The organism is Sorangium sp. So ce1036, from assembly GCF_051369805.1.
Classification (GTDB): Bacteria; Myxococcota_A; Polyangia; order Polyangiales; family Polyangiaceae; genus Sorangium; species Sorangium cellulosum_F.
The window spans coordinates 6,513,241-6,538,221 of sequence record NZ_JBBMOX010000001.1 but is presented as its reverse complement, the minus strand read 5'-3'; the positions used below and the strand labels follow the sequence as shown (position 1 = coordinate 6,538,221).

General features: G+C 73.3%; 16 protein-coding genes. 12 read left to right on the top strand and 4 right to left on the bottom strand.

Translation table 11 applies throughout. The features are described 5' to 3' along the window. Positions 1 to 80 precede the first annotated feature (80 nt). Positions 81 to 1,088 (top strand): hypothetical protein, encoded by a 1,008-nt coding sequence (locus WMF31_RS24580; protein WP_436604274.1) that lies wholly within the window; start codon positions 81 to 83, stop codon positions 1,086 to 1,088. Further along, positions 1,075 to 1,395: a tetratricopeptide repeat protein gene (locus tag WMF31_RS24575; protein ID WP_436604273.1), complete on the top strand. Its 321-nt coding sequence runs from the start codon at positions 1,075 to 1,077 to the stop codon at positions 1,393 to 1,395. The genes WMF31_RS24580 and WMF31_RS24575 overlap by 14 nt, the downstream gene beginning before the upstream one ends. 278 nt (positions 1,396 to 1,673) lie before the next feature. Here WMF31_RS24575 and WMF31_RS24570 read toward each other — a convergent pair whose 3' ends face one another. Next, positions 1,674 to 2,933, bottom strand: a complete 1,260-nt coding sequence (locus tag WMF31_RS24570; RefSeq protein ID WP_436604272.1) for a patatin-like phospholipase family protein — start codon at positions 2,931 to 2,933, stop codon at positions 1,674 to 1,676. A 19-nt stretch (positions 2,934 to 2,952) separates the two neighbouring features. After that, a complete protein-coding gene (locus tag WMF31_RS24565; protein ID WP_436604271.1) occupies positions 2,953 to 7,401 on the bottom strand; it encodes a serine/threonine-protein kinase in 4,449 nt (1,482 codons plus the stop codon). Positions 7,402 to 7,917: 516 nt separating this feature from the next. Here WMF31_RS24565 and WMF31_RS24560 point away from each other — a divergent pair. The 5 genes from WMF31_RS24560 (at position 7,918) to WMF31_RS24540 (ending at position 16,104) form a co-directional block, all read left to right on the top strand. Next, positions 7,918 to 8,343, top strand: a complete 426-nt coding sequence (locus WMF31_RS24560; RefSeq protein ID WP_436604270.1) for a DoxX family protein — start codon at positions 7,918 to 7,920, stop codon at positions 8,341 to 8,343. Positions 8,344 to 8,567: 224 nt separating this feature from the next. Beyond that, positions 8,568 to 10,994 carry a PAS domain-containing sensor histidine kinase gene (locus tag WMF31_RS24555; RefSeq protein ID WP_436604269.1) on the top strand — a complete coding sequence of 809 codons (2,427 nt, stop codon included), beginning with the start codon at positions 8,568 to 8,570 and terminating at the stop codon, positions 10,992 to 10,994. Positions 10,995 to 11,435: 441 nt separating this feature from the next. Beyond that, on the top strand, positions 11,436 to 13,163 hold the full coding sequence (gene ftsH, locus WMF31_RS24550) for an ATP-dependent zinc metalloprotease FtsH (RefSeq protein ID WP_436604268.1): 1,728 nt from the start codon (positions 11,436 to 11,438) through the stop codon (positions 13,161 to 13,163). A gap of 479 nt (positions 13,164 to 13,642) precedes the next feature. Beyond that, positions 13,643 to 14,776 carry a D-alanine--D-alanine ligase family protein gene (locus WMF31_RS24545; RefSeq protein ID WP_436604267.1) on the top strand — a complete coding sequence of 378 codons (1,134 nt, stop codon included), beginning with the start codon at positions 13,643 to 13,645 and terminating at the stop codon, positions 14,774 to 14,776. Beyond that, complete coding sequence (locus tag WMF31_RS24540; RefSeq protein ID WP_436604266.1) at positions 14,773 to 16,104, top strand: GNAT family N-acetyltransferase; 1,332 nt, start codon at positions 14,773 to 14,775, stop codon at positions 16,102 to 16,104. The genes WMF31_RS24545 and WMF31_RS24540 overlap by 4 nt, the downstream gene beginning before the upstream one ends. Before the next feature lie 33 nt (positions 16,105 to 16,137). On the opposite strand, the gene WMF31_RS24535 is transcribed toward WMF31_RS24540, so the two are convergent. Next, positions 16,138 to 17,181, bottom strand: a complete 1,044-nt coding sequence (locus WMF31_RS24535) for a serine/threonine protein kinase (protein ID WP_436604265.1) — start codon at positions 17,179 to 17,181, stop codon at positions 16,138 to 16,140. A gap of 124 nt (positions 17,182 to 17,305) precedes the next feature. On the opposite strand from WMF31_RS24535, the gene WMF31_RS24530 reads away from it, so the two are divergent. Continuing rightward, positions 17,306 to 17,722 carry a tellurite resistance TerB family protein gene (locus WMF31_RS24530; protein WP_436604264.1) on the top strand — a complete coding sequence of 139 codons (417 nt, stop codon included), beginning with the start codon at positions 17,306 to 17,308 and terminating at the stop codon, positions 17,720 to 17,722. A gap of 485 nt (positions 17,723 to 18,207) precedes the next feature. Next, positions 18,208 to 19,260, top strand: a complete 1,053-nt coding sequence (locus WMF31_RS24525) for a serine/threonine-protein kinase (protein ID WP_436604263.1) — start codon at positions 18,208 to 18,210, stop codon at positions 19,258 to 19,260. Positions 19,261 to 19,277: 17 nt separating this feature from the next. Here the strand turns inward: WMF31_RS24525 and WMF31_RS24520 are convergent, their stop codons facing one another. Continuing rightward, positions 19,278 to 20,525 carry a hypothetical protein gene (locus WMF31_RS24520; protein WP_436604262.1) on the bottom strand — a complete coding sequence of 416 codons (1,248 nt, stop codon included), beginning with the start codon at positions 20,523 to 20,525 and terminating at the stop codon, positions 19,278 to 19,280. Between the two features lie 329 nt (positions 20,526 to 20,854). On the opposite strand from WMF31_RS24520, the gene WMF31_RS24515 reads away from it, so the two are divergent. From WMF31_RS24515 to WMF31_RS24505, 3 genes are all read left to right on the top strand, one after another. Beyond that, positions 20,855 to 21,967 (top strand): S-(hydroxymethyl)glutathione dehydrogenase/class III alcohol dehydrogenase, encoded by a 1,113-nt coding sequence (locus WMF31_RS24515; protein ID WP_436604261.1) that lies wholly within the window; start codon positions 20,855 to 20,857, stop codon positions 21,965 to 21,967. Between the two features lie 452 nt (positions 21,968 to 22,419). Next, positions 22,420 to 23,964 carry an aminopeptidase gene (locus tag WMF31_RS24510; RefSeq protein ID WP_436604260.1) on the top strand — a complete coding sequence of 515 codons (1,545 nt, stop codon included), beginning with the start codon at positions 22,420 to 22,422 and terminating at the stop codon, positions 23,962 to 23,964. A 309-nt stretch (positions 23,965 to 24,273) separates the two neighbouring features. Further along, complete coding sequence (locus tag WMF31_RS24505) at positions 24,274 to 24,882, top strand: type II toxin-antitoxin system RatA family toxin (protein WP_436604259.1); 609 nt, start codon at positions 24,274 to 24,276, stop codon at positions 24,880 to 24,882. Positions 24,883 to 24,981 lie beyond the last annotated feature (99 nt).

Sequence of the window (24,981 nt, the reverse complement as noted above, 5' to 3'; positions counted from 1 at the left end):
AGGAGGCTGGCTACCGGATGGATCCGGTGCTGGATCTCCTCCGTCCCACGGTCGCGGCGCGCCTCCGGGAGCCCTGAGGCTTGCGTCCGCTGCATCTGCTCGGGCTGATGCCGCCTGGGTACCGGTTTCATTCGCCGGACGGAGCGCCCCTGATGCTCCCGGGGAGCATCCCCAGCGGTGACCACGAGCTCCTCATCGCCTTCTTTCAGCAGGTCATCACGGAGCGCCCGCTGCCGCGCGTGGAGGTGGACGGGTACACGATGCTGCTCGACCCGAGCCGCCGGTACCTGGAGCACGTGCTGGGCGAGCGTGGTTCGAGCGGTCTGCTCCTCGTCGTGAAGGTGCGGCAGCCCGGCGTGGATCTGCACGAGGTGGCCGCACACCCGGTCATCCGGGGGTTCGAGCACACGGCCCTCTCCAGCGTGCACCCGGGCGGCACCGAGGACCTCCGGGCGCTGCTCACGCTCACGCGGGACGTCCGAGAGCAGGCCGAGAGCCTGTACGAGGCGACAGCGGGTCGACTCGGGCTCCGTCAGGAGGGGTGGCGGCTCATCGCGGACTTCGTACGCACGTTGCAGAGCCCGATCGACGTGCTGGAGACGGCAAATGCGCTGATCGAGGTGCAGCTCGAGGAGAACCCGGAGAGCGAGCAGCGCGCGCGCATCCTCCAGCGCATGCTGATCCGGCTCCTGGAGTGGCGGCCGGCCGGGGAGCTCGCGGCGCTGGTCGGGCTGGCAACGCGAGGCGTCGACGCGACAGCAGCGCTCCTGCGGGACGAATCCGCGCCGGTCCTGGCGGGGCTCAAGGCGCAAGGACTGTTCCGGGACGGGACAGTGTCTGCTGGAGGGGAAGCTGGCGCGCGCACGGGAGAGCCTCTCGCAGCTGGAGCAGCGCGTGGACGCAGGGACGCTCTCCGCCGAGGAGCTCACCGATTCCTGGCATGCTCGGGGTCGATTGGAGCACGCGGAGGGAACGCTCGACCGTGCCGAATCGTCCTTGCGGCAATCTCTCCGAATTGCCGAGTCAGGAAGTGTATCGGCAATCCGACGGCGAAATATTCTCCGCCTGCTCGGCGTGGTGCTGGGTGACAGCGGTAAGTTGGATGAGGCGAAAGCGATACTGCGCCGCGCCCATCAGCTCGCCGAAGAGGGCCGCGGCACGGCGACGGAGCGAGGCTGGATACTGCATCATCTGGGCGTGGTGCTGCATCAGGGCGGCAAGCTGGAGGAAGCGGAGGCTGCACTGCGGCAGGCGCTGCACCTCAAGCAAGAAGGAGATGATGTGCCAATCAGCCTGGGCCTCACGCTGCAGGAGCTGGCCGGGGTGCTGCGCGAACGGGGGAAGCTGGAGGAAGCCGAAGCGGCGCTCCAAAGCTCCAAGAGCATCGGCGCGTGACGCGCCAGACATGATCTGGAGACCGCGGTCTAGCTCTGCCGGCGAACCGGGCCCCGATCCCGCATCCTCGACAGGGGACCAAGGACCCACTCCGCCGACACGCCCTAACGCTACTGCGGGAAATCGGGCCGAGAGGCGAACCGCCATGACGCCAAGGGCGCCAAGAAACCAGGGAAGTAGAAGGGGAAAATGGAGGGACAACCCCTTCCCTCTCTCCTTGGCGTCGTTGGCGCCATGGCGGTTCTTCTGCTGATCCGGGGCAACTTCCCGCAGTAGCGCTAAGCCGTCCCCGGCCCCACCGGCGGCGGTATTGACCACTCCGCGCTGTCGGCGAGCCTCGGCTCCGCGTCGTCGCCCGCGCTCCCGAAGAACTCCGCGATGTCGTGGCGCCGCGCCTCCGCGTCCGCCCGCCCGAGCGCGATGAGCTTCCGGGTGAACGAGCCGTCGAACAGCAGGTAGCTCGCCAGATCCGCGTCGTTCTCCTCGCCGACGTCCACCAGCGAGAACAGCCGCCGCATCATCGCCGGCCCGCCCTGCACCTTGCCCGCCTTCACGTGCGCCGCCGCCAGGCGCCCGAGATCCACGCTCGGCCGCACGACCAGCGTCTCCACCCGGCGGTACGGCAGCGCCCCGCGCTGCGCGGCGGCCGTGTTGATCGACGGCAGGAAATCCGGGCCGAACACCCGCTCGCCGTCCTCGATCATGTGGTTGACGCGCGTCAGCACCTCGAAGTCGGTCTGGATATGGTCCAGCAGGAACGCGTTCAGCACCTTGCCGAGCACCAGCGCCATCCCCGGCTGCCGGGCGCTGTCGCCCGCGTCGATGCTCCGCACCTCCCGGGACAGGCCGATCGCCAGCACGTGCGTCGCCCCGAGCCGCAGCGCCGGGGCGATCGGCGTGTTCTGCCGCACGCCGCCGTCCATGAACAGGTCGCGGCCGATGCGCACCGGCGGGAACAGGATCGGGATCGCCGCCGACGCGAGCGCGTGCTGCGGGCCGATGAGCGCGCCGCGGATGATCGTGCGCGGCGGCGCCGTCGTCGGCAGCGCGCCGTCCGGGCCCGTCTGCATGAAGATCACCGTGCGGCCCGTCCCGATCTCCGTCGCCGACACGCTGACCGCCGACAGGTAGCCGTGGCGCAGCGTGCGCGCGATCGCGCGCCACGGGATCTCGCGCTCGACGAGCCGCTGCATCGGCGAGACGTCGAACAGGCCCACGCCCTGGGATCCGCCGCCGAACAGGAGCCTCGGCAGCGAGATCGCCTGCTTCACCCCGAAGCCGAACACCCCCTCGAGCCGGAGCTGCGTCCAGAGGTTCACCAGGCGCCGGACGCCCAGCGTCGGATCGTCGAGGTGCGCCGCGAGGTAGCAGGCGTTCACCGCGCCGACCGACGTGCCGCACAGGATGTCGAGCCGCGGCGGCGCCCCGCGCAGCCGCGCGAAGGCGTCGAGCACGTACGACATCACGCCGACCTCGTAGGCGCCCCGCGCCCCGCCGCCCGAGAGGATGACCGCGACCTTGCGGCGCGGCCTCGTCATGTGGTTGCTCCCGTTCCGATCATGCCATCTCCCCGCGGCGCAGGGGATCCTGCCCCGCCGCCGGTCCCTCCGCCTCCGCCGCGAGGATGCGCCGCACCACCCCGCGCTCCAGGAAGAGCGCCTTGAGCCGCGCGTCCCGGATGTACCCCGCCACCTCCCGCACGTGCATCGCCGCCCGGTGGTACGCGTCCCCGGCGCTCGCCGGCGCGCCGTTCCGCAGCGCCTCGCAGCAGAGATCGCGCACCTCGATGCCGTACTCGGAGCTGCCCGCCTCGACCGCCCCGAGCGCCGTCCGCGCGAGCAGCACCCCCGAGTGCACCTCGCCCGCGTCCACCCGCGAGGCCGCCTCGATCGCCGTCGCGTGGGCGTGGTAGCTCATCAGCCCCTGCGACTCGGCGAGCTGCCGCGCCTCGGACGCGTTCGCGATCGCCCCCTGAACGTCGCCGCGCGCCCGCGCGAGCAGCGCGCGCACGTTGCGCTCGTGGATCATGTCGTAGACGCTCCCCGTCACCGCGATGAGCGCCCCGGCGTCGGCGCAGAGCGCCTGCGCGGCGTCCACGTCGCCCGCCTCGAGGAGGATCCCCGCCGAGCAGAGGAGCGTGTCGGCCCGCGCGTCCTGGTCGTCATAGCGTTCGTGCGCCTCGCGCGCCCGCTTCATATACGCCAGGCTCCGCGGCGTGTCGCCGAGCTTCGCGTAGGCGTGGCCGATGTTGCTCAGCGTCTTGGCGATCTGGAACCGCCCGCCGATCGCGAGATCGATGGAGATCGACGAGAGCCCGACCGCGATCGCGTCCTCGAACCGCTCGAGCACGAACATCGCCACGGCGAGCGAGTTCCTCGCCCGGGCCTCGCTGCGGCGCGCCCCCACCGCGCGGAACACCGCGATCGCCTCGGCGTAGCCCTCGACCGCCTCCTGCACCCGGCCGACCCGGCGCAGGAGCACCCCCTTCGTGCGCAGGACCTCCGCGCGCGCCCGCGGCGCGAGCCCGCCCGTCTGCGTCACCCGCAGCGCCCGGTCGGCCGCGCTGATCGCGCCCTGGACGTCGCCGAGCTCGCGCAGCACCTCCGACAGGATCGTGAGCGCCTCGACCTCGAGCGCGGGGCGGCGCGCGACGCGCGCGATCTCCGCGGCGCGCTGCGCGACCGGCAGGCCGCGGGCGAGGTGGCCCTCGTCGAGATCGAGGCGCGCGGTGCGCACGAGCGCGAGCGCCGCCCAGCGCGCCTGCCCGCTCTCCTTCGCGAGCTGGCGCAGCGCCGCGAGGTGCGTCCGCCGCTCGCGGCGGCGGCCGAGGTGGCGGAAGATCGCCTCGAGCGCCTCGTGCGCGATCATCCGGCGGCTGTCGCCGGTCGGCAGCAGGGCGAGCGCGCGCTCGTAGTAGCGGCGCGAGAGCTGCGCCTGGTGCGCGGCGCGCGCGGCCCGCGCGGCGTCGAGGTAGAGCTCGGCCGCCGGCCCGGGCGCCTCGCCGCGCGCGAGGTGCTGCGCCACGATCGCGGCCGAGAGCCCCTGCGCGAGCGGGGTCGTCGCGAGGTGCTCGCCGAGCCGCCGGTGCATGCGCACGCGGCTCGCGCCGTCGAGCGCGAGGTAGGCGACGTCGCGCACGAGCGGGTGGCGGAAGTCCACGGCCCCGGCGCGGCGGTCGCAGAGGCCGCGGGCGCAGAGGCGCGTCACCGCCTCGTCGTCCGCGAGCCGGGTCAGGTTCAGGATGTCGTCCTTGAGCAGCGGGCCGCCGGCGACCGCGAGCCAGTTCACGACGTCGTGCTCGGCCGGCGGCAGCTCGCGCAGGCGGTCGCCGATGAGCTGCTCCAGCGTCGAGGGGAGCGGCTCGCCGCGGTCGCCCGTCCGGTCGTGCCGGACGAGCTCGTGCCGCCCGTCCGGGTGCTCGACGATCTCGAGCGTGCCCCGCTCGAGGAGCGCGTCGACCATCTCGAGCAGGAAGAACGGGTTGCCCGCGACGCGCGGGACGAGCTCGCCGCAGACGGCGGCGACGCCCTCGCGCACGCCGAGGCGCGCCTCCACGAGGCGCATCTGCTCCTCGGCGCCGAGGCCGCGGAGCTCGACGCGCACGAGCCCCTCGATGAACGGGGTCACGCGCTCCTCGGGGCGGGTGAGGAGCAGGACGAGGATCGGCAGCCGCTCCGAGCGCTTGAGCAGGTCCGCGATGAGCTCCAGGCTCGGGCGGTCGGCCCACTGGAGGCCGTCGATGACGACGACCAGCGGCTGGTGGCGCGCCAGCGCGCCGAGCAGGTACTTCACGCCGCGCGCCACCACGTCGCGGCCGTAGCTCGCCGCGTCCTCCTCGGGGGGATCGACCTGCTTGCCGGTGACGAGCTCGGCGAGGCGCGTGACGATGCGCCCCCCGAGCGGCGAGCGCGCGATCGGCCCGAGCAGGGCGCGGATGACGTGGGCGGCGTCGTCGATCGTGTGGTCGAGCCCCATCCCGGTGACGTCGCGGAGCACGTCGCACACCGTCGCGAGCGGCAGCTCGCTCTTCACCGGCGAGCACTCGACGTGCAGCACGCGCGCCTCGCCGGGGAGCTCCGACAGGAACGTCGAGATGAGCGCGCTCTTGCCGATGCCCATCTCGCCGACGATGACGCGCGCCACGGACTGGCCCCGGAGCGCGCCGCCCTGCGGGCTCGGGGGCTTGCTCGGCCGGCTCGGCGGCGGCTCGAGCTCGCCGTGGCGCGGCGCGGGCTCGCCGTGCCCCTTGACGGGCGGCGGCGAGACCGCGCGGTGGTAGGCCGCGTGCAGGTCGGCCCGCTCGGCGTCGCGCCCGACCAGATCGTTCGGCGAGAGCGCGATCTCCGCCATCCGCTCCTCGCGGGTGAGCGGCCGCTGCAGCGCGTAGACCCGCATCTGGTGCGGGACCTGGAGGCCGCGCGCGTCGTCGAGGTCGAGCGACGGCGCCTCGCCCCACCGGAAGTCGCGCCGGACGAGGCGGTAGACGCCGCCGGCGACCCAGGTCTTGCCGAACGGGGTGCGGCCGCCGAGGCGCTCGGCGAGGAAGTTCGCGGGCTGCTTGAGCGCGTGGTTGATGAGGTGCCCCTGCGCGTCGCGCTCGCCGCAGGCGATGCCGCGGACGATGCCGATCGCGGCGCGCAGCTCGACCGGCAGGTCCTCCGACGCGCCCGCGAGCGCCTCGTGCACGTCGATCGCCAGCGAGGCGGCGTCGGCCGCGGCGCGCGAGGGGTTCGCGAGCAGCCCGACCACGGCGCGCGCGCTCGCCGGCGACTCCCACGACCAGATCGCCCCGTGCTTGAAGGCGATCGCGTCGAGGGTCGTGCGGATCGAGCGCCCGCTGCGCTTGCCGGCGAGCCGCCCCTGCGCCCCGACGAGCGCGTCCACGCCCTCGATCCGCAGCGTCACGACCGCGACGTGGCGCACCTCGCGCACGACGCGCGGCGCGCCCGTGCCGGCGCCCTCCGGCTCGCCGCCCGTGCGCGCGGCCGGCACGGCCGCGAGCGTCTGCGGCTGCGCCAGCGAGCCGTCGCCCTGCGCCTCCGCCCTGTCGAGGCCGGCGCCGCCCTGCGCGTCCTCCCCGCGGCCCGGGCCGAGCAGGTGGGCCACGGTCTGCTCGACCGAGGCGTTGTCGACGAGCTCCTGCTTCGCGAGCAGGACGCGCGCGATCGCCCCGGCCATGTCGCGCGCGGTCTGGAAGCGGTCCCCGGGCGCGCGCGCCATGGCGCGCATCACGATCGCCTCGAGCTCCTCGGGGGTGTCGGGCGCGTGCGCCGACGGCGGCTCGAACAGGCCCTCCTTGACGGCCTGGAGGAGCGCCTCGTCGTCGAGCTTGCCGTAGGGCGAGCGCATGGCGAGCAGCTCGTAGAGCACCACGCCGAGGGCGTAGATGTCGCTCCGCCGGTCGACGCGCTCGCCGCGCGCCTGCTCGGGCGACATGTACCCGAACTTGCCCTTGAGGACGCCGGGCTCCTCGCGGAAGAGGTTCGCGCTGGCGATGCCGAAGTCGGCGATCTTCACGACGCCCTCGAACGAGAGCAGGATGTTCTGCGGCGAGACGTCGCGGTGGACGATGGCGAGCGGCATGCCGCCCTCGTCCTTGCGCTCGTGGGCGTAGTGCAGCCCCTTGGCCGCCTCGGACACGATGAACGCCGACACGAGCGGCGGGACGCGCGACCCCTTCTGCTGGGCGGCGCGCATCAGCTTGCCGAGGTCGAACCCCTCGACGTACTCCATCGAGAGGAGCAGGCCGTCCTCGCCGTGGTCCGAGAACTCGTAGACCTGGACGATGTTCGGGTGGTTCAGGCGCGTCGCGAGGTGCGCCTCCTCGACGAACATGGCGCGGAAGCGCCGCGAGGCGCCGTGCGCGGGGAGGATGCGCTTGACGACGAGGAGCTTGTACGTCCCCTCGGCGCCGCGCTTCTTGGCGAGGAAGACCTCCGCCATGCCGCCAGCGCCGAGGCGGCGCTGGATCTCTAGGTCGGCGAGCTGGGACGGGTGCTTGGCCATGCAGCGGAGCGGCGCGCGGGCGCCGTGGCTGGGAGGCGCCGGGCGCGGTGGGTCGGGGTGGTCGATGGAAAGGACCGCGCGCGGTTCCCCCGATCCATGGGAGGACTACGGGTTGCCCCGCATGGTAGCGTCCCGCCCGCGTCTCCGGGGAGACAACGAGGTCGGAAAAGGCGAACCTTCCCGGGCGGGTCGGCGATCCGCGCCGGCGGTGCGCCCCCGTGCGCGCCGCGGCCCCGCGACCGCGGAGGCCGCCTGGCGCCTCCGCGCAGCAGGCGGGGACTCCACGAAAGGACGCTGCGCCGGAAGGGCGCGAGAGGTGCGCGAGGTCGCCTCGTAGCTGGGTGACCCGATCTCACGGGCCAGCGTGTCCCCGCGCACTCCCGATCTTTCTTGCGCCCCTGTGCGCCTCCTGCCGCGCCCCGCTGCGCCGCGATCGAGCACAGCGCCCGGGGAGCGCGGCACCTTGCCGCGCCACGGCGTCTTGCTTACTACCGGGCCGAGAGGAGTTATCCCCAGATGCTCAAGAGATTCTTGCGGGTGACCGACGTACCGTTCTCGGCCTCGGTCGCCCTGCTCGTGCTTCGCGTCGTCACCGGCGTCGCCTTCATCTTCCACGGTTGGGGCAAGATCCAGGCGCCCTTCAGCTGGATGGGGCCCACCGCGCCCGTCCCGGGGTTCCTGCAGGCGCTGGCCGCGCTCTCGGAGGTCGGCGGCGGCCTCGCCTGGATCCTCGGCCTCCTGACGCCCGTCGCGTCGCTGGGGCTCGCCTGCACCATGGCCGTCGCGGCCGCCACCCACATCGGGCGCGGCGATCCGTTCTTCGCCATGGGCGGCCCCTCGTACGAGGTGGCCGCGGTCTATTTCGGCATCTCCCTCGTGCTGCTCGTCCTCGGGCCGGGGAGGCTGTCGGTCGACGCCGCGATCTTCGGGCGCAAGAGCTGAGCTCCCCGGCGCGGGCGCTGCCTCGACACGCCCGGGTCCTGCCCCCCGGGCCCGGACGGCAGCGCTGAGCCGCGCCGCCGGCGGCGCGCGGAGCCGGCGCGTGAGGTCGGGAACTCCTGGAGAGCGCGTCATCGAGTCCGGGTCGATCGCGAACACGAGCCGGAGCTCCGCCGGTCATTGACGGCCACCCTGTCACCCCGAAACTATGTTGCGGCCGGGAGGGCATGGACACGGTGAACGACGGCGAGGCGAGGCCGCGCTCGAGCGGCGCGCGGCTCGGTGTGGCCATCGCGGCCGCCTGCGCGCTCGTCCTGGGGGGCGTGACCCTGCTCGGCTGGTCGATCGAGGCGACCGCCCTCATCTCGATCGCGCGCGACCTGCCGAGCATGGTGCCCAACACCGCGGTCTCCCTCGTCCTCGCGGGGGGAGCGCTCTGGATCCTGGGCGGGCAGGGCCGTCCGGCGCGGCTCCGCTGGCTCGGGCAGGCGTGCGCCGCGGCGGTGATCGCGCTCGGCCTCGGGGCCCTCGTGCAGTACGTCCTCGCGTGGGATCTCGGCCTCGATCGGCTGCTGTTCCCGGAGCGCGTGGATTTCCCGGCGCCGTTCCCCGGCAGGCCCTCGCCGAACACCGCGCTCTGCCTGGTCCTGGTCGGCGCGGCGCTCCTTTCGCTGCCCGTGCCCTCGCGGCGAGGGGGCCTGATCGCGGAGGGGGGCGCGCTCGCGTCCGCGGCGCTCGCGCTGACCGCGCTGACCGGTTACGTGTTCGGCGTCGGCTACTTCTACGGGATGCCGCCGCTGTTCCCGTTCACGGGCATGGCGCTCCACACCGCGATCGGCCTGCTCGCGCTCACTTGCGGGATCCTCATGGCGCGGGTCGATGGCGGGGCGCTCAACGCGCTGACCGACGGGAGGCCCGGAGGCGTCCTGCTGCGGCGCCTCCTGCCTTGCGTCGTCCTCGCCCCGCTCGCGCTCGGCCGCCTCTTCCTGCTCGGCGCGGATCTCGGGGCCTATCCCATCGCGGCGTCGCTCTCGCTCGCCTCGGCGCTCACGACGCTCCTCCTCGGGTCCGTGCTCTGGGTCAGCGCCGCGCGCCTGAACGCCCTCGACGAGGCGCGGTCCCGGGCCGAGGCGGCGCGCGCCTTGCTCGCGACCGTCGTGCAGTGCTCGGACGACGCCGTGATCGGCCACACCTTCGACGGGACCGTCCTGTGCTGGAACCCGGCCGCCGAGCGCCTGTACGGCCACAGCGCCGGGGAGGTGATCGGGAAGAAGCTGCCCGTCCTGTCCGCGCCCGAGCGCGCCGGGGAGGCGGAGGCGCTCGTCGCGCGCCTGCGCCGCGGCGAGCGCATCGAGCACTTCGAGACCGTGGGCCGCACCAGGGACGGGAGGGACATCGACGTCGAGGTCACGATGTCCCCGATCCTGGACGGCTCGGACCGGATCCTCGGCGTCTCGATGATCTGCCGCGACATCCGGCGCCGCAAGGCGATGGAGGCCGAGGTCGCGCGGCTTTACCGCGTCGAGACGGACGAGCGGAAGCGGCTCCAGGCGGTCATCGATCAGCTGCCCGAGGCGGTGGTCCTGGTCGACGGGAGGGGGCAGATCATCACGTGCAACCGGCTCGCGCTCGCGTATGCGTCTCGTGGCTCGAGCGAGCGCGATCCCCTGGGCAACCCGCTGCGCTTCGACTACCGGACGCCGGACGGGGCGCCCGTCCCCTGGGCCGAGCGCCCGGTGATCCAGGCGCTCCTTCACGGGGAGGTCGTGACGGGCGTCGAGGCGCTGGTCGCGCGCGACGACGGCGAGCTCGTCCCGGTGCTGGTCAGCGCCGCCCCGGTGCGCTCGGACGGGGGCGAGATTCAGGGAGCGGTCACCGTCTTCCAGGACATCGCGGCGATCAAGGAGATGGAGCGGCAGCGCGAGGAGTGGACGGGCGTCATCGCGCACGATCTCCGCCAGCCCCTCCAGGCCATCGCGACCGCGAGCCAGCTCGTGCGCCTCCGGCTGGGCCAGCCGTTCGCCGCGGACATGGAGAAGCAGTTCGGCAGGATCTCCTCGTCCGTCGAGTGGCTGCGCCGCATGATCGACGATCTCCTCGACGCGTCGCGCATCGAGGCGCGGCAGCTCAGCCTGGAGGTTCGCCCCGTGGATCTTCGCGCGCAGCTCGAGGAGATCCTCGAGAGGTCGGCCGCGGCGACCGAGGGGCACGCCGTGGGCATGGATGTGCAGGGCGACGTGCCCGCCGTCCTCGCGGACCCCGGCCGGATCGAGCAGATCGTCACCAACCTGCTCTCCAACGCGGCCAAGTACGGTGAGCCGGCGCGCGACATCCTGGTGGCCGTCCGCGCCGAGGGGCCCTGCGCGCAGGTCTCGGTGACCAACTGGGGCCGGGGCATCCCGGAGGCGTTTATCCCGCACTTGTTCAAGCGCTTCTGGCGCTCGCCCGAGAGCGGGGCGCACCGGGTCCGCGGCGTCGGTCTCGGCCTCTACATCACGCAAGGCCTCGTGGAGGCCCACGGGGGCACCATCTCCGCCGAGAGCAGCCCCGGCGGCGCCACGACATTCCGCTTCACGCTGCCGTTCGCCACGGAGGCCTCGCGCGCGGCCGGGGACGGGGAGACGAGCGCCCGACAGCGCGCCTCCCGGCGCTGACCCCACGTCGACCGCGGAGGTCGCTGAGCGAGCTCGGCAATCCGAGATCGGGTGATCGCGGCGAGCCCGTCAATCCACGAATCCATGTTGGTTTCAGGCGAGCTCGTCAATTTACGTCGGCCTCGGGCGAGCTCGTCATTTCAGGTCAATCAAGGCGAGCGAGCTCGTCCATCGAGGCAGCGGTCGAGGGCGAGCCCTGTCCGCTCCTGTCCGTTCTCCAGCCTCGGTGTTTCGGGAGCACCGTCCTTTCGAAGTATTCTGCCTTCAGGCCACGCAGAATGATCACAGAAGGAACTTCCTGAGGTCCGTATCCGCGCTACACCTGAGGTCCGCTCCGATCGGACGTCGGGGCAGTGAGGTGGCGAAGCAGTGAATTCCTGGTTCTCGCAGGTGGGTAAGCGGCTGGGGCCCGCGGGGCGCCGGCTTTGGGTGCTTGGAATCATGGGGGTGGTGCTCGCGGCGGTCCTCGCGCTCGCCGTGCGCGCGGCGCCGCGCGAGCGCGCGGCGTCGTACACGGAGCTCCTCCAGATCGCGCAGGCGGGGCAGGCCGCGGCGGTCGAGGTGAGCGGCCCCCGCTTCTTCGTGCGCCGGGCGGGCGGGGAGACGGTGACGTCGGTCGTCGACGACCCGACGCTCCGGCACGAGCTCGTCTCGCGGTTCGTGACCGCGGGCGCCTCGGTCGACTTCGCCTCCCGGGACGAGCCGTCGCGCGCGGCGGCCGCGGCGCTCCCGGTGGTGGTCCTCGCCGCCCTCGGGTTCGCGCTCTTCACCGTGAACCGGCGGCGCAGCCCGAAGATGTTCGCGGACGCCAAGGCCGGGGCCACGCGGGCGCCCGTGCGCTTCGCGGACGTCGCGGGCATGCACGAGGTCAAGCAGGAGCTCGCCGAGACGGTCGAGTTCCTGAGGAACCCCGAGCGCTTCGCGCGCCTCGGCGGGCGCCCCCCGCGCGGCGTGCTGCTCACCGGCGAGCCCGGGACCGGCAAGACGCTGCTCGCGCGCGCGGTCGCGTGCGAGGCGGGCGTTCGGTTCCTCTCGGCGTCGGGGTCGAGCTTCCAGGAGATGTTCGTCGGCGTCGGCGCCTCCCGCGTCCGCGCGCTCTTCGCCGAGGCGCGCAAGGCGGCGCCGTGCATCATCTTCATCGACGAGATCGACGCCGTCGGGCGGGCCCGCGCGAAGGGGCAGGGCGACTCCGCCTCCGCGGAGCACGACCAGACGCTGAACCAGCTCCTCGTCGAGATGGACGGGTTCGACCACGCGACCGGCATCGTCGTCATCGCGTCGACCAACCGCGTCGACATGCTCGACCCCGCGCTGCTCCGGCCGGGGCGCTTCGACCGCAAGGTCACCGTGCCGCTCCCGGACGTGCGCGGCCGCGAGGAGATCCTGAACGTCCACGCCGGGCCGATCGCGCTCGACGGCGGGGTCGATCTCGGCACCATCGCCCGCAGCACGCCCGGGTTCTCGGGCGCCGACCTCGCGAACCTGCTGAACGAGGCGGCCATCCTCGCGGCCCGCGAGGGCGCCGACGCGGTGGACCCGTCGCACATCGACCGCGCGCGCGACCGGGTGATGATGGGGCTCGAGCGCAAGGGGGTGCTGATCGACGAGGACGAGCGCTACGCGACCGCCGTGCACGAGGCGGGGCACGTGGCCGTCGGGCTGCTCGCGCCGAGCTGCGACCCGGTGCACAAGGTGTCGATCCTGCCGCGCGGCCGCGCGCTCGGCGTGACCCAGGCGCTGCCGGAGAAGGATCGGCTGATGTACCGCAAGGAGTACCTCGAAGATCAGATCTGCATGCTGATGGGCGGCCGCGCGGCCGAGATGGTCATCCTCGGGACGATGACGGCCGGCGCCTCGGACGACATCCAGCGCGCCTCGACGATCGCCTGGAAGATGGTCGCGGAGCTCGGCATGAGCCACCTCGGCCCGATCTGCGTCGGCGATGGGCACCCCGCGCGGAGCCCCGCGCTGCTCGATCGCGTCGACGAGACGGCGCGCGCGCTCGCGGACGCGCAGCTCGCGCGCGCCGTCGACATCGTGAGGTCCCGGCGCGCCGAGATCGACGCGCTGGTCCGCGCGCTCCTCGAGAAGGAGACGCTCGGGGTGGACGAGATCGAGGCCTGCTTCCCGGCGGATCGATCGAAGCGCGCCGCCCAGAACGCGGCCTGAGCCGCGTACGCTCGACGTGCGCGTCCCCGGGGAGGGGCCGCGCGCTGGGGGCTCCCCTCCGGGGCTTGCGTTCCGGCGAGCCCCTTTTGTGGCTCGCCTCCACGCCAGCCCCTCCGGGAAGCCCCCAGCGCGCGGCCCCTCCCCGGGGACGCGGCGACCGCCCCGGCATGCATGGGGCATGGGGGGCTGTTACGGAACCGGCACGGGGATCTGTTTCGGAAGGGGAGGAGTCCGCAGACGAGCTCGCCCGTGCGGTGCCTGACTCCACATGACGCAGACACCACGGTGCGTCAGGGATTGCGCCGATTCCTTCCGTCTGGAGGGGCAAATCTCCCCTTGCGGTTGCCCGGCAAGCTGATGAAGTGGGGGCACTCGAATGCACGAATTCCGTCCTGTTCGTGTGACCTCCAAACGAACATCCTCTCTGCTTTCTCGGGTTCCAGCGCCCCACGCGCGTCGCTCTGGCCTGGAGGCGCGCAGTGGCTGAGCCCCGGATCCTGATCCTGTCCAACCGAGATCCGGAGGAGGTCGTCGACGAGCCGCCACTCGTGCAGCGGGTGGGGAGCGGCTTGCTCCGGGTCGGCCGCGAGGACGGCAGCGCGCTCGCCGCCCAGAGCGTCCTCGCGACGCTCGCCGCCGCGCCGGGCGCGCGGGTCGCGCACCGCGCCGTGCTCCGGCCGAGCGAGGTGCTCGCGGCGATCGGCGACCACCGGCCCGACGTGATCTTCAACCTCTGCGAGGCGCTCGACGGCGACAGCCGCCACGAGGTCGTGTGCGCGTGGATGCTCGCGGGGCTCGATCTCTGCTTCACCGGCAGCGACCACGTCGCGCTCCGCAGCTGCCTGCACAAGGCCGAGGCGAACCGGATCCTCGCGCGCGCCGGCGTGCGCGTGCCCGAGACGGTGCGGGTCGACGGCCCGGATCGCCTCCCCGACGTCGCGTTCCCGGTCATCGTCAAGCCGGAGCGCGAGGACGGCTCGACCGGGATCGATCGGGGCTCGGTCGTCCACGATCGCGCCGCGCTCCGCGACCAGGTCGCCGCCGTCGTGGCGCGCTTCCGGCAGCCGGTCGTGGTGCAGCGCTACGTGCACGGGCGAGAGCTCTCGGTGTCGCTGCTCGGCTGGCCTGTCCCGCGCGTGCTGCCGCCCGGCGAGATCGTCTTCCACGGGCTGCCCGAGGGGCACCCGCACGTGGTCACGTACGAGTCGAAGTGGCGCCCCGAGACCGCCGCGTCGATCGGGACCCCCTCGGTGGCGGCCGTGCTGCGGCCGCTCGAGCTGCGGCGGGTCGTGGCCATCGGCCGCCGCGCCTTCGAGGTGCTCGGGCTGCGCGACTACGGCCGCGTCGACGTGCGGCTCGACCCGCGGGGCGTGCCCTACGTCATCGACGTCAACCCGAACTGCGATCTCTCGCCCGACGCCGGCTTCGCGCGCGCGGCCGGGCGCGCCGGCCTCTCCTACGCCGACGTCGTGGGGGAGATCGTCCGGTCCGCGCTCGGTCGCGCCGACCGCCGCGCGGATCTGCTCCGCGCGCGCGGCCGCGCTCCGGCGCGCGTGCGCGCGGCGGAGCGCGGCGCCGCGCGCGGCGGCCTCGCCAGAGGGGAGGCCCCGTGATCACGCAGCGCGGCCTCCGCCCCGAGGACCGGCCCCTCGTCGCCGAGCTGCTCGCGTCGGTCCCGGCGTTCACCGACGACGAGCGCGCCGTGGCGCTGGAGCTCGTCGACGCGCAGCTCGCCCAGCCCTCGTCGGACGGCTACCGGTTCGTGCTGAGCTTCCAGGATGAGCCGCGCGGGGGCGCGCCCCGGCTCGCGGGGTACCTCTGCTACGGCCGCACGCCGATGACGCGGTCCACCTACGACCTCTACTGGATCGCGACCTCGCCGGCGCTCGCCCGGTCGGGCGTGGCGCGCGGGCTCGTCGCGAGCATGGAGGGCGAGATCGCGCGCGAGGGCGGCGGCCTCGTGCGGGTGGAGACGGGCAGCCGCGAGGGCCACGGCGCGGCGGTGCGCTTCTACGACGCGCTGCAGTTCTCGCGGGCGGCGGTCATCGCGGACTTCTACGCCCCGGGCGACGATCTGCTGATCTTCACGAAGCGGGTCCGCGCGGCCCGCGCCGCAGCCGCGGCCGGCGAGGCGCCCGGCGCCGACGCCGAGCCCGCGCCGGGCGAGCCCGCGCTCTACGACGCGGCCTTCAGCTACCGCGACTACGCCGCGGAGCGCGACTGCCTGCTCGCGTGCGCGCGCCGCTTCGGCGCCCGCCCGGTGCAGCGGGTGCTCTCGTGGGCCTCCGGGCCCGCGCGGCACCTCGCCGCGTTCGCGGAGCTCGGCGTCGACTGCGCGGGCGCGGACGGCTCCGCGGCGATGATCGCCTACGCCGAGCGCGCCGCGGGCGCTCGCGCCCGCGGCGCGGGGATCCGCTTCTGCCGCGCCGAGCTCGACGAGCGCCCCGACGTCGCGCCGGTCGATCTCTCGTTCGTGCCGCTCTCGGCGATCCACCAGCTGACCACGCCGACGGCGCTCGAGCGCCACCTCCGGATCGCCGCCTCGCTCCTCTCGCCGGGCGGCGTCCACGTCATCGAGGCGACCCACCCGGTCGATCTCACGCCGTCCGGCGTGCACCGGACCGAGTGGACCGAGCGGCGCGGCGATCGGTCGATCGACGCGCGGTTCCGCATCCACATCGAGCGCGCGACGCCCGAGCGGGTGGTGCCGGTGAGCCTCGAGGTGGTGTGCGTCGCCCGGCGCAACGGCGCCGCGCCCAGGGAGCTCTCGTCGATCCGGCAGGAGGCGACCTGGTACATCCCGGATCTGGCCGGCTGGCGCCGCGTCGTGGAGCGGGTCCCGGAGCTCACGCTCGCCGCCACGCTCGGCGATTTCAACGTGGAGGTGCCGTTCGAGCACGCCGCCGCGTGGCGGCTGATCCTGGTGCTGCGGCGCGCCTGAGGGCGGGGAGCGCCGGCGGCGGGGGGCGCGCCGTCAGTTGAGGTCCCAGAAGTACTTGGTCCCGCTCGGCGGCGCCTCGTCCGCGCCCTCGTCGGGGGGGGCGGCGCCCCCGGCGCGGGAGAGCTCGAGCACCTCCTCCAGCGCGCTCGCCTCGTCGTGCCAGTACGCCTCGGCGCCGAAGTGCGGGAACGTCCGCGGGAAGATCGGGTCGTGCCACCGCCGCGCGATCCAGGCGGCGTAGTGGATCATCCGGAGCCCGCGCAGCGGCTCGACGAGCGCCAGCGTGGACCTGTCGAAGCGCCGGAGCTCCTCGTACCCCTCGATGAAGATCTCGCGCTGCCGCCGCGCGACCGCGTCGCGGCCGGGGAGCAAGAGCCAGAGGTCCTGCACCGCGGGGCCGACCACCATGTCGTCGAAGTCGAGCACGTGGAGCGCGCCGTCGCGGAGGAGCAGGTTGCCCGGGTGCAGGTCGCCGTGGATGCGGTGCGCCTCGACGCCCGAGAGGCGCTCCTCGGCGACGTCGGCGACGGCGCGCGCCGCCGCGAGGTACCGCCGCTCGGCGCCCGCGGGGATCACCTTGCGCTCCGCGAGCCAGCCGAGGTCCTCGCGGGCGTACGAGTCCGCGGAGAGCCGGACGCGGTGCTCGGCCGTCCCCGCCGCGCCCACGTTGTGGATGCGCGCGGTGAGCCTCCCGAGGCGCGCGAACATGTCGTCTCCGAGCTCGTCGGGCGCGCGGCCGCCGGTGCGCTGGAACAGGCAATACTGGATGTGGTCGATCTGCTTGAGCGTCTCACCGTCGGGGAACGGGCGCGTCGGGCAGACGGGGATCTCGGCGTCCGCGAGCTCGGCGAGGAACCGGTGCTCCTCCAGGATCTGCGACCGCGACCAGCGGCCCGGGCGGTAGAACTTGGCGATGATGCGGGTGCGGTCCTCGCACTCGACCTCGTACACGCGGTTCTCGAACGAGTTCAGCGGGTAGCAGACGCGATTGCACAGGACGCCTGCCGCCTCGACGGCCTCGATCACTTTGTGCGGCGTCAGCGACAGGAAGAGGTCGGTCGGTGTGGTGGAGCTCATCGTGGGGGGAGAGTGGAGCAGAAGCGGGCGCCGCGCTCGACGAGAAGTTTCGCGCGGCGCCTGCGCGGCGAGCGCGCGGGGGCGCCGCGCTCCGCGCCATCGTGATACGCTGACGGGGGAGCTCATGGAAAACACACAGATCTCCTTCCTTAACCTCGAGCTCGGCAAGCTCGAGGCGATCGTCGAGATCATGTTCCTCGCGGCCTACGCCGACGGGTCCATCAACGAGGCTGAGCGCGCCGAGCTCTCGGCGCACCTCGGGGCGTTGACCCAGGGCCGCCTCGGGCCCGACATCGTCCAGCCGCTCCTCGACTTCATCGAGCGCTCGGTGCGCGAGCAGGGCAGGAGCGGCCGCTTCGCCTCGATCCGCGCCCGCCTCCCCGACGTGCGGATGCGCGAGGCGGCGATCGAGCTGGCGATCCGGCTGATCGCCGCCGACGGCGTGATCCACGAGAGCGAGCACGCCCTGCTGATCGAGGCGGCCCGCGCGCTGGAGGTGCCGATCGCGTTCAAGGGGCGTGTCTCGACAGCATCGACGTGACCCCCCGCCGGCGACCTCCGCCGCGGATGTGATGGCGGCGCGTACGATCGGCGCGCAGAGAATGCGCCGCCGTCCAGCCCTTGCGCGTGCGATGGCGCCGGCGCGCCGTCCGTGGCCGCCAGGGCCGGCGTGATCCGCCGGGGGAATCGATCGCGAGGCGCGCTTTCGCAGGGGGAAACCTCGCACCTCGGCGCCGGAGCGAGCGCGGGAGAAGCGCATTCCCGTCGTCCCATACCGGCCTGCTCCTTGCTACGACTCAGGGAGGAGAGGTCATGGACACCCGAGGAACTGACAGCACCACGACGCCGCACGGCGCTTCGATGGATCCTGCGTCGAACCGATCCCGTCCCGCCACCACCGGGGGCAGAGCATCTCAGCGGGCCCATCGCTCGCCGCGATCTCCGCGCAGGTCGGCCGGTCACCGCCCCCCGTTCGAGCCCGTCGACATCAGGACGCCGGGCAGGCTGCCGCGGCCGTCCGGCTCGGTGTGGCTCCCTGGCGCGGAGGTCGCGACGCTCGAGGCGGTGAGCGACACCGCGCCCGCGCCGGTGAGCGCCCCGCCCGCCACGCTGCGGACGGGCCTCGCCGGTCCACGCGCCGGCGCGGTCAGCGCGCCGGAACCCGCGTCGGACACCGCGCGAGGTCGCTACGCCCCAGGCGACGTCCTGGCGCGGCGGTACCGGCTCGTGGAGCTCCTCGGGGAGGGGAGCATGGGCGCCGTCTGGAAGGCCCGCAACCTCGCCCTCGAGCTCGACGTGGCGATCAAGCTCATCCGCCGCGACTGCATCGTGCCCGAGGCCGCCGCGCGGCTGCTCAGGGAGGCGCAGGCCACGGCGCGGGTCTCGCACCGCGCCGCGGTGCGGATCTTCGACCTCAGCGTCACGGACGCGGGCGAGCCGTTCGTGGTGATGGAGCTCCTCCAGGGCCGATCGCTGGCGCAGGCGCTCGCCGCGTCGGGGCCGATGTCCCCCGTGTCCGGCGTGCAGCTCTTGCTGCCCGTGATCGGGGCGCTCAGCGCCGCGCACGCCGCGGGGGTCGTGCACCGGGACGTGAAGCCGGCGAACATCGTGCTCGTGCGCGACGGCCGCAGGACCGTCCCCAAGCTGATCGACTTCGGCATCGCGTTCACGGCGACCCGCGCGCGGGGCGAGGGGGCGCGGGACGCGCTGGTCGGGAGCCCGGCCTACATGGCGCCGGAGCAGGTCCGCGGCGGGTACGAGGCGGACGCGCGGGCGGACGTGTGGAGCGTGTGCGTCGTGCTCTACGAGATCGTGAGCGGCCGGCGCCCGTTCGGCGGGCCGGGGAGCCTCTCCATCGTGCACGACGTGCTGCGCGCCGACCCGCCGCGCCTCGAGGTCTTCGAGGCGTATCCGCGGCTCTGGGAGATCATCGAGCAGGGGCTGTCCAAGTCCCCCGAGGAGCGCTTCCCCACGATGGCGGCGCTGGGCCGCGCGCTGGCCCTGTGGGCCATCGCGAGCGGGGTCGGCCACGACGTGATGGGCGCCTCCCTGATCGACTATTGGCTACCCGACGCCTGATCGCGCCGCGCGCCGGCTCAGAAGCTCGCCTCGCACGGCCTCTCGTCGGCAAAGGCCTTGATCGTATCGAGCTCGGCCGCGGTCGCGCCGTTGTAAGCCCAGGAGAGCGCGCCCGCGTACCCCTGGCTGAACCAGCTCTGCAGGAGCTCCGGCACGGTGGCCGTGGACAGCCCGGCGACGGGGAACTCCCCCATGACGACCGGCTTGTCGGTGATGCCGTAAACGGCGGGCGACTGGTTGAACGGCCAGTACAGGTTGATCCAGTCGTACATGTGGAACGTGTAAAAATCGATGTCCGTCCTGCTCCAGGCGCTCGACCACTTCATCGCGGCCGCGCCGACCGTGATGAGCGCGCGGCTCTCCGTGCGCAGCACCCGGATCGTGTCGTTGACGAACGTCTCCATCTCCGCGTGCGTCACCGTCTCCAGCTCGGCCATCGGATCATAGTCGGGGTCGTCGTACGGGCTCGGCCCGGTGATCGCCCACTCGGGCTCGTTGATCACGTCCCAGGCCACCATCCGGTGCCGGTACGGGCTCCGCTCGACCGCCCGGGCCAGCGGCCTGACGACGTTGTCCATCAGCAGCGCGCGCCGCCGCGCGTCGGTCACGATCGGGCGGATACCGACGATCCGGAGATCCCCCTCGACCCGGGTCGGGCGGAAGGCGTCAAAGGAGAAGAGGCAGAGCATGAGGTGCACGTCCGCCTGCTCGGCGAGCTCGAGCGCCTTCCCGACGTCGCGCTCCGTGGTCGCGCCGAGGCCGGTCGGGTCGTCGTTCGCGTCGAACAAAACGCTCTCGCCGCGGAGCTCCGGCAGCATCCACCACCGGACGACGCCCGCGCCGTGGGCGCGCATGTCCGCGAGGTTCGCCGCGTGCGTGGACGCCTCGGCCGAGACGCCGCCCTGGTCCCAGGCGGCGATGCCGCCGAAGTCGCCGGCGAAGTGGTGCCACGCATAGTTGATCCCGTACATGAAGCGGGTCTTGCAGCCGACCTGGATACCCCCGTTGGGCGCGGGGCACTCGTCGACGCACTGGACCTCACCGCCCGCGCCGCCCTGGCCCGCGCCGCCCTGGCCCGCGCCGCCCTGGCCACCCCCGCCCGCGGCGCCGCCGCCCTGGTCACCCGCCGAGACGCTGCGTCCACCGCCGCCGTGCCCGCCGGCCGCTGGCTCTTCGGTCGCGCCGGCGCCGGAGCAGGCCGCGAGCGCAAGGGCGGCTGCCGTCGTGAGAGCGAGGGGACCGAGCGGACAAAGAGGCGTGTGCATGAGGCGAGCGAGGCGATGCTACGCCCCGGCGCGCGCGATCGCCATCCGATTCAAGGATGCGCGCGCGGAGAGCACGTTCGGGGTGCCCCGGCGCTCGAGGTGCGTTGTCCGTTCCACGATGAGCGAGCGCCGTCTGTGGGCTGGAGTGGGAGCGCGAGCCGCGAGCGCGCCGCGTCGTCCGGGCGCGCCGCGTCGCCCGTGCGCTCCGCGCCGGTGGCGCGCCGGCTCTCCGGGACCCCTTGAAACCTGCTTCGCCGGCCGGGTATTCAGGGGCTCGGGCGCCGCTCGCGCCCCCGAACGCCCCGCTCGCGGGAGGAGAACCACCGAACATGCAAGCGCGCGCAGCCGTTGCCCACAAGGCGGGCGAGAAGCTCACGGTCGAGACCGTCCAGGTGGAGGGCCCTCGCGAGGGCGAGGTCCTCGTCGAGATCAAGGCCACGGGCGTCTGCCACACGGACGCTTATACCCTCTCGGGCAAGGACCCGGAGGGCCTCTTTCCCGCCATCCTCGGGCACGAGGGCGCGGGCGTCGTCGTCGACGTCGGGCCGTCCGTGAAGAGCGTCAAGCGGGGCGACCACGTGATCCCGCTCTACACGCCCGAGTGCCGGCAGTGCTCCTATTGCACGAGCGGAAAGACCAACCTCTGCCAGGCCATCCGCGCCACGCAGGGCCGGGGCGTGATGCCGGACGGCACGAGCCGCTTCTCGATCGGCAAGGAGCGGATTCACCATTACATGGGCACTTCGACGTTCTCGAATTACACCGTCCTCCCCGAGATCGCGGTGGCCAAGATCCGCGAGGACGCCCCCTTCGACAAGGTCTGTTACATCGGCTGCGGCGTGACGACCGGTATCGGCGCCGTCATCCACACCGCGCAGGTGAAGCCCGGCGACAACGTGGTCGTCTTCGGCCTCGGCGGCATCGGGCTCAACGTGATCCAGGGCGCCCGGATGGCCGGCGCCGATCTCATCGTCGGCGTCGACATCAACCCGAAGCGCCGCGAGCTCGCCGAGAAATTCGGGATGACCCACTTCGTCAACCCGACGGAGGTGGAGGGGGATCTCGTGCCCTACCTCGTCGACCTGACCCGGGGCGGCGCCGATTTCAGCTTCGAGTGCATCGGCAATGTCAAGGTGATGCGCCAGGCGCTCGAGTGCTGCCACAAGGGCTGGGGCACCAGCGTCATCATCGGTGTCGCCGGGGCCGGCGAGGAGATCTCCACGCGCCCCTTCCAGCTCGTCACCGGGCGCGTCTGGAAGGGCTCCGCGTTCGGCGGCGCCAGGGGGCGCACCGATGTCCCCAGGATCGTCGACTGGTACATGGAGGGCAAGATCAGGATCGACGAGCTCATCACGCACACGATGCCGCTCGACGACATCAATCGCTCCCTCGATCTCATGCACGCCGGCGAGTCGATCCGCAGCGTCGTGCTCTTCTCCTGAGGCGCGCCCCCGCACCTCCTCTCCGAGGCGCTCCCGCATCTCCTCCCTGAGGCGCTCCCGCATCTCTCGAGGTGCGCCCTCGCATCTCCGTCCCTGGTGTCACTGACCTTCCCGATCGCCCTCGGCCTTCGTCATTTCTTTTTCAATCCGCGCGCGGGTTGGTGAGGGGAGCGGAGAGGTCGCGCTCCTCGCGGGGGCGCGGAGCGCGGTCCTGCCCGGTCGCCCGCCGCGCCGGAGGAGCGCGCGATCGAGCACGATTCGAGCACGATTCGAGCGCGATCGGAGCGCCCATCGGACGATCTCCAGGGCCGCGACCTGCGGGCGCGCGCGGCCCTGCGCGCGATGGGCGGCGCCTCCCCGCGCCTGGTCCCTCCCCGGACAGGGGTGTCGATGCCGTGTCGGCAGCGACGGATGCTGCCAAAATCCTGACCCCTGTGACATCATCTGCCGCCATGTTCCGTGTCACCTCCCTGGCGGGCCTGCCCTTCAACGCCCTCGCCGAGCCGACCGCGGCGATCGCGGCCTGCGATGCCGTCGTCCTCGTCGCCCCGTCGCCGATCGCGAAGCACGCGGGTGGGCTCGGGTCTGCGGTGGGCGCTGCGGTCGATGCGGCCGCGCGCGTGGACAGCGCGCTCGATGGCCGGTGCGCGCCGATCGTCCTGCCGGCGCCCGGCGTGCCCGGCGGGCGCCTGGTGCTCGCGCCGACGGGCGCGCTCACCGAGGACGTCGACGACGTCCGCTCCGTGGCGGAGGCGGCGGCCGCCGGCTTCGCGCGCGCCGTGGAGGCGGGGGCGAGCCGACCGCTCCTCGTCGTGCGGGCCCCGGACGCGCCGCGGTTCGCGCGGGCGGTCGAGGTGGGGGCGCTCGCCGCGCTCGGGAGCCAGTGGGCGCCGCTCGAGGCGCGCGAGGCCGAGATGGCCCCGCGCTCGGCCGAGTCGGTCGCGGCGCTCGGGCTGCCCGAGGCGCGCGCCCGCGAGATCGCGGCCATCGAGGTCGGCCGCGCGCTCTGCCGCGACATCACCGGCACCGAGCCGGAGCGGATGGCGCCGCGCCGCGTCGCCGAGATGTGCGAGGCGGCGTTCGCGAGGACGGGCGTGCTCGTCAAGATCGAGCGCAACGTCGACGACTACCCGCTCATCAGCGCGGTCTCGCGCGCCTCGCGCGTGGTCGAGCGGCACCGGCCGTGCGTCGTGCGGCTCGACTACAGGCCGCGCGGGGAGATCCGGCGCACGGTGCTGCTCGCGGGCAAGGGCGTCACCTACGACACCGGCGGCGTCGACCTGAAGACCGACGGCCACATGGCCGGGATGTCGCGCGACAAGGGCGGCGCGGGCGCGGTCGCCGGGCTGGTGCGCGCGGCCGCGGCGCTCGGCCTGGAGGGCGTGCGCATCGTCGGGCTGCTCGGCCTCGTGCGCAACAGCATCGGCGAGGAGTCCTACGTCAGCGACGAGATCATCCGCAGCCGCGCCGGCGTGCGCGTGCGGATCGGCAACACCGACGCCGAGGGGCGCCTCGTCCTCGCCGATCTGCTCGCGCTCGCGCGCGAGCTCGCCATGAGCGGCGCCGCCGATCCGATCCTGTTCTCGCTCGCGACGCTCACGGGGCACGTCTTCCGCGCCCACGGGCCGTACACCGGCGCGATCGGCAACACCGCCGCGCGGCCCGAGCTCGATCGGCTCGACGTCCTCGCGGAGCGCTGGGGCGAGCCGATGGAGCGCGTGCGGCCGCGGCGCGAGGACTACGCGTTCGTCGCTCCCCGCTCGAGCGCCGAGGACGTGGTCTCCTCGAACCGGCTCGCCTCCGTGGACACGCCGCGAGGGCACCAGTTCCCGTTCGCGTTCCTCGACATCGCGTCGGGGCTCAAGGGCGGCAGCCTGCCGTTCATCCACCTCGACATCGGCGGGGTCGGCGTCGAGCTGGCCGACTGGCAGTTCGGCCGGCCCACGGGCGTCCCGATCCCGAGCCTCATCGCCTACCTGGCCGGCGAGACGGCGTAGCGGCCGGCAAGGCGGCGTGGCGCCGGCAAGGCGGCGTGGCGCTATGTAGGACGACTCTCGCTCTTTTTCGTGCCTGTCACCGCGGCGCCGCGTCCGATCCGTCCCCGGCGGCAGCGTGGGGCGACGCCCGGGGTCCTATGTGTTGCACGGGATCAGTGCGGCGCCGCGGCGACAGGCACGTTGCTGGCAAGCTCGGCGGTCATGGGGAGAACTCGCTCGACCGCACCCGCCGTTGTCGCCCTGCTCCGACCTGCGCTCTCCGGGGGACTGGCCCTTGCGGCCGCCGCCTGCGGCGTTGGCGAGCGGGGGATGGACCTGGATCCGCTGCGCCGGCCGGCGCTTTCGCAGGGCAGCGGCGCGCTGCGCCTGGTCGCCGCGAGCGAGGAGCCGGGGGCCCAGCCCGTGGCGGACGTGGTGGGGATCGCGAGCGCGGCGATCCCGATCGGCGGCACCGGCTACTCCCGCGGGCGGTCGACGGCGGTCGTCAAGGCTCCGATCGAGCGGGTGCGCGCAACGGTGCTCTCGTTCGAGCGCTACCCGGAGTTCATGCCTCACTACAAGAAGTGTCGCGTGCTCGGGCGGACCCCTTCGGGCGGGTGGGACGTCTACATGGAGGTCTCGGCGCTTCAGGGCGCGGTCACGATGTGGGCGCGCATCGAGATCCAGAAGCCGGTCCTCGCGGACGGGGCCGAGACCTACTCGTCCCGCTTCATTTCCGGCAACGTGAGAGATCTCCAGGCTGTCTGGCGGCTGGAGAGGATCGACGCCGGGTCGACGCGCGTGTCCCTCGAGGTCTTCCTCCGCCCGAAGCTGCCGTTGCCGAAGCGCCTCATCAACGCGGAGAACATGGAGGGCTCGGCGCGCGCGCTCGCCGCCCTGCGCGCGCGCGCGGAGGGGGCGGGCGTCGCGCGCCGCTGATCTCGAGGACAACCAGCGTACGGCAGTTCCTTCTCACATGAGACCAGGGACGAGCTTGGGCGACGCAATACCAGCACGGCTGCGGGGAGTTGCCCCGGA